This is a genomic window from Methanosarcinales archaeon (genome assembly GCA_014859725.1).
Lineage (GTDB): Archaea > Halobacteriota > Methanosarcinia > Methanosarcinales > Methanocomedenaceae > Kmv04.
Genome location: JACUTQ010000170.1, coordinates 1 through 4,298, shown reverse-complemented (window position 1 = coordinate 4,298; position 4,298 = coordinate 1). Strand labels below are relative to the sequence as shown.

At 42.6% G+C, this 4,298-nt stretch carries 2 protein-coding genes; both read left to right on the top strand.

Annotation, left to right across the window (positions count from 1 at the left end; genetic code table 11):
* The first annotated feature begins 309 nt into the window (after positions 1-309).
* Positions 310-2,235 (top strand): hypothetical protein, encoded by a 1,926-nt coding sequence (locus IBX40_11310; protein MBE0524905.1) that lies wholly within the window; start codon positions 310-312, stop codon positions 2,233-2,235.
* Between the two features lie 28 nt (positions 2,236-2,263).
* Positions 2,264-4,298, top strand: a 2,035-nt coding sequence (locus tag IBX40_11305) for a DEAD/DEAH box helicase family protein (protein MBE0524904.1), incomplete at its 3' end; no start/stop codon positions are given.

Below are 4,298 nucleotides of genomic sequence, written 5' to 3'. Positions count from 1 at the left end.
CGGTAAAGAAGGCTTGTCAATTTACTATACTACGGCAATAGGGGATATACGAGAAAACCAATACCATTGCTATTCTTGTTCCTGATGAAGAAAAAAATTCGTAACTATTCAGCCTATAAAACGCCATCAATAGCCACCAAGCTTTACTTCTTTGATATCTTGGGAATTTCTAAATCGATATCGGAAGACATTAGCTATAAATTCTTTACATAAAGCTACCAAATATCATTTCGGTATCAGTAGCCATGATTTGTGGGGCTGAATAGTTACAAAAATTCTTTTGAAATAAGAATTAAATCCAATGCTTCTTTGGCAGAAATGAATAATGCAGAGGCAAATGGGACCGTGAAAGACTCAAGGCTTAAATGTCCAAATCCCGATTGCACAGCACATAAAACGCCTATCACAATCGACAGTCTACGCGGTGAAAGGCTTCGCCACTGGGAAAATGATGATATTGTACCACATCCGGACGATGTGTTCCAGGAACGGTTATACTGTATTCGATGGGTAGAAATGTATACTGATGAGCAGGGCAGGTTTCAGACAAGAAAACACTATCTTGCACCTGATATCCATGACCTTATGCGTGAAGAAAAGGTTCTTTCATTGCTCAAAGACCGATTTGATGAATGGCAGAAAGAGGGATACATCCCCAGTATGAAAATTGAAGAAGGGGATGAAACATCAAGACTGATGCGAGAACGCGGTTGGACACACTGGGATCACCTCTTTAATCCAAGGCAGTTGCTCTTACTGGCCCTCTTTATGCAGTATTCACGAGAATGGTATAATAAAAATCCTGATGAGATATCTTTTATAGAAAACCTACTCGAAATAGGCAAATTAGCTGATCGAAAGGGATTGGGATGTAAATTATTGATATGGAATCCTCATCCTTCCAAAGAAGGGCATTCAAATGTTTTTTTAAATCAGGCCTTAAATCCTATATTCAATTACTGTCACAGAACAATAGTTGAAATAGATCCATCAAAAGAAAAATCTGTGGCAATATCAGCAAATAAAAAAGTTAATCCTATTGACGCACGATCATTAAATGAACTTTGTGATTTATGGATTACTGATCCACCATATGCTGATGCGATTAACTATCATGAACTATCTGAATTTTTCCTTGCATGGTATGACAAAACCCTTAAAATTGTTTTTCCAGATTGGTATATTGATTCCAAACGTGCTCTGGCAATAAAAGGCTCTGGTGAAGATTTCCGCAGAGGAATGGTTGAAACCTATTGTAACCTTGCTAACCACATGCCTAATAATGGTGCTCAGATTGTTATGTTCACTCACCAGAATGCGAGTGTTTGGGCTGACCTTGCGTTAATTCTCTGGGCATCAGGTCTTCAGGTTACAGCTGCTTGGTGCATTGCAACAGAAACAGATGCTGCCATAAAAGCCGGAAACTATGTTCAGGGTACTGTTCTCCTTGTCCTTCGCAAACAGACCTTAGATGAGACAGCCTTCCTCGATGAAATATATCCAGAGGTTGAATTCGAGGTCGAAGGACAACTTGAACAGATGCTGGCACTCGAAGATAAAGAAGACCCTAACTTTGCTGATACCGATTACCAGTTAGCAGCCTACGCTGCTGCACTTCGAGTGCTTACAAAGTACAAAAACATAGAAGACATAGATATCCACCGTGAGCTCTATAAAGTTAGGCAGAATGGGGAAAAGAACCCTCTCGAAGAGGTCATCGAGAACGCTGTAAAAATCGCATGTGATTATCTGGTTCCCATCGGTATTGAAACACACATCTGGAAACAACTTACACCAGAAGAGAGATTCTACATCAAGGGACTTGAGATCGAAAGCCATGGTGAATATCGAACCGGTGCATACCAGGAACTTGCGCGGGGATTCGGTATCAGAGAGTATAGAAGTATGCAGGAAAGCGGGAAAGCCAACCAGACCAGGCTCAAGACAGCCAGCGAGTTCAAGAACCGAAACCTTGGTGATGAAGGCTTTGGCAGCTCGATGGTCAGGCATATCCTGTTTGCTATTCATGAAACACTCCAGAATGAAAAAACCTCAGCCGGAAGAATCTGGTTGCATACCGAATTGGGGCAGCAGTACTGGAATAAGAGGAAGGAGATCATCGAACTGCTCAGGTACATATCAAATATCGGTATGGGCAGCAACATGGAGCACTGGAAAAAGGAGGCAGAAGCTGCCAGACTACTTGCAGGTGCTGTTGAAAATGACCATGTCTGAAATTATAAACGCCGGGATAAGAAATTAAATGATCAATCGATTCTCATCAAGAAAACAAAAACTCGCAGAATCATTCCTGAACGAACGCCTCGTAGGAGCGAAAAACTACGATAGAATTGCAGGATACTTCAGTTCATCCATTCTTGAGATCGCCGGAGAGAACCTTGAGGGCATGGAAGGTACTGTCCGTATGGTCTGTAATTCCCAGCTTGATGAAAGGGATGTGAAGACCAGCCGTGCTGCACACGCAGCCATGCGGAGGGAGTGGTGTGCTGCAGAACCGGAAAATTATGGTTCAAAAGCAAAGGGCCGATTTGCAAAACTCTATGAATTGCTCAGATCAGGTAAGCTTGAGGTAAAGGTGCTTCCTGATACTGTATTTGGACTTATTCATGGCAAAGGTGGTGTCATCACCCTGCAAAATGGAGAAAAAACGTCCTTCATCGGAAGCGCCAATGAGACCTACCATGCCTGGAAACTTAACTATGAGCTTATCTGGGAAGATGATTCACCGGAAGCGGTTCAGTGGGTGCAGGAAGAATTCGATGCACTCTGGATACACCCTGACGCCCGGGACTTAGCTGATTTTGTCATTGAAGATATCAGCAGGATCGCAAAACGAGAGGTAATTCAAAAAATTGAAGACTGGAGGGAAGACCCGGAGCCAGCATCATCAATTGTGGAACTGCCTGTATACAGGAACGACCTCGGACTATGGGAGCACCAGAAATATTTCATCAAATTAGCTTTCGATGCACATCAGGGTCCACATGGTGCCCGCTTTGTACTTGCCGATATGGTAGGGTTGGGGAAAACACTCCAGCTTGCAATGGTAGCCCAATTAATAGCACTTACCGGAGACAAACCGATCCTGATACTGGCTCCGAAGACATTGATCTGGCAGTGGCAGGACGAGATGACAGAGAGGCTTGACCTCCCATCTGCGGTCTGGACCGGGAAACAATGGGTAGATGAGCAGGGTATTGAATACCCGATTATGGGTCAGGAAGGAATAAAACAATGTCCGCGCAGGATTGGAGTTGTATCATATGGTCTTGTCACAAAGGGGTCTAAAACTATAGAATATATCAAAGAACTCAGTTATGACTGCATTATTGTAGATGAAGCACACCATGCTCGCAGAAGAAATCTTGGTCCAAACAAGGAGAAAGAAAGCCCTGAACCCAATAACCTCCTGTCATTTCTGCAGGTAATGGGAGGTAAATCTAAAAGTATACTCCTGGCAACAGCCACTCCTGTACAGCTCTATCCTATCGAAGCCTGGGACCTCTTGAAGATACTTTCATCAGGTAATAATGAATCCGTACTTGGGAACAAATCAAGCCTATGGCAGAGGGATGCAGTGCGTTCTCTTGACCTTGTTTCTGGAATAGAAGAATTGCCGGAAGATGAAATGGAAAGGTGGAACTGGATACGCAATCCATTACCACCTTCCTCCGAGAACCGGGATATTGAAATTATTCGCCGTGCTTTTAATATCGGAAATGATGTGGTAACTGTCCCGGGTTCGGACTATATTAAATTAAGAGAACCTGAGAAAGACAGGGTGAGGAAACTTTCAAGGGATTTTATGAAAGACCATAATCCTTTTATCAGACATATTGTTCGAAGGACCCGAAAGTTCCTTGAAAATACAATAAATGATGAAACAAATGAACCATACCTCAAACCTATAAAAGTGGAGTTGCAGGGAGAGGATATTCGCGATGCGATAATATTGACTACTTATCTCAATGATGCATATAAACTCGCTGAAGAGTTCTGTCACTTATTTTCAAAAAGATCACGGGGGGGAGGTTTTTTAAAAACATTACTGCTACGGCGAGTAGGCAGCACTCTTTATGCTGGAAAACGGACTTCAGAGGCCATGCTTGGGATTAAGCACGAAAACCTTGAAGCGGAAGAAGAAGATGAAGATGAAAATGAAGACATACAGGTCAGTGATATCTTCAAAGAAATGTCCATTGAGGAGAGAAATGTTCTCCAGCGATTCCTGGATATAATATCTGAAAAAGAAGATCAGGACCCAAAATATCAAAAAA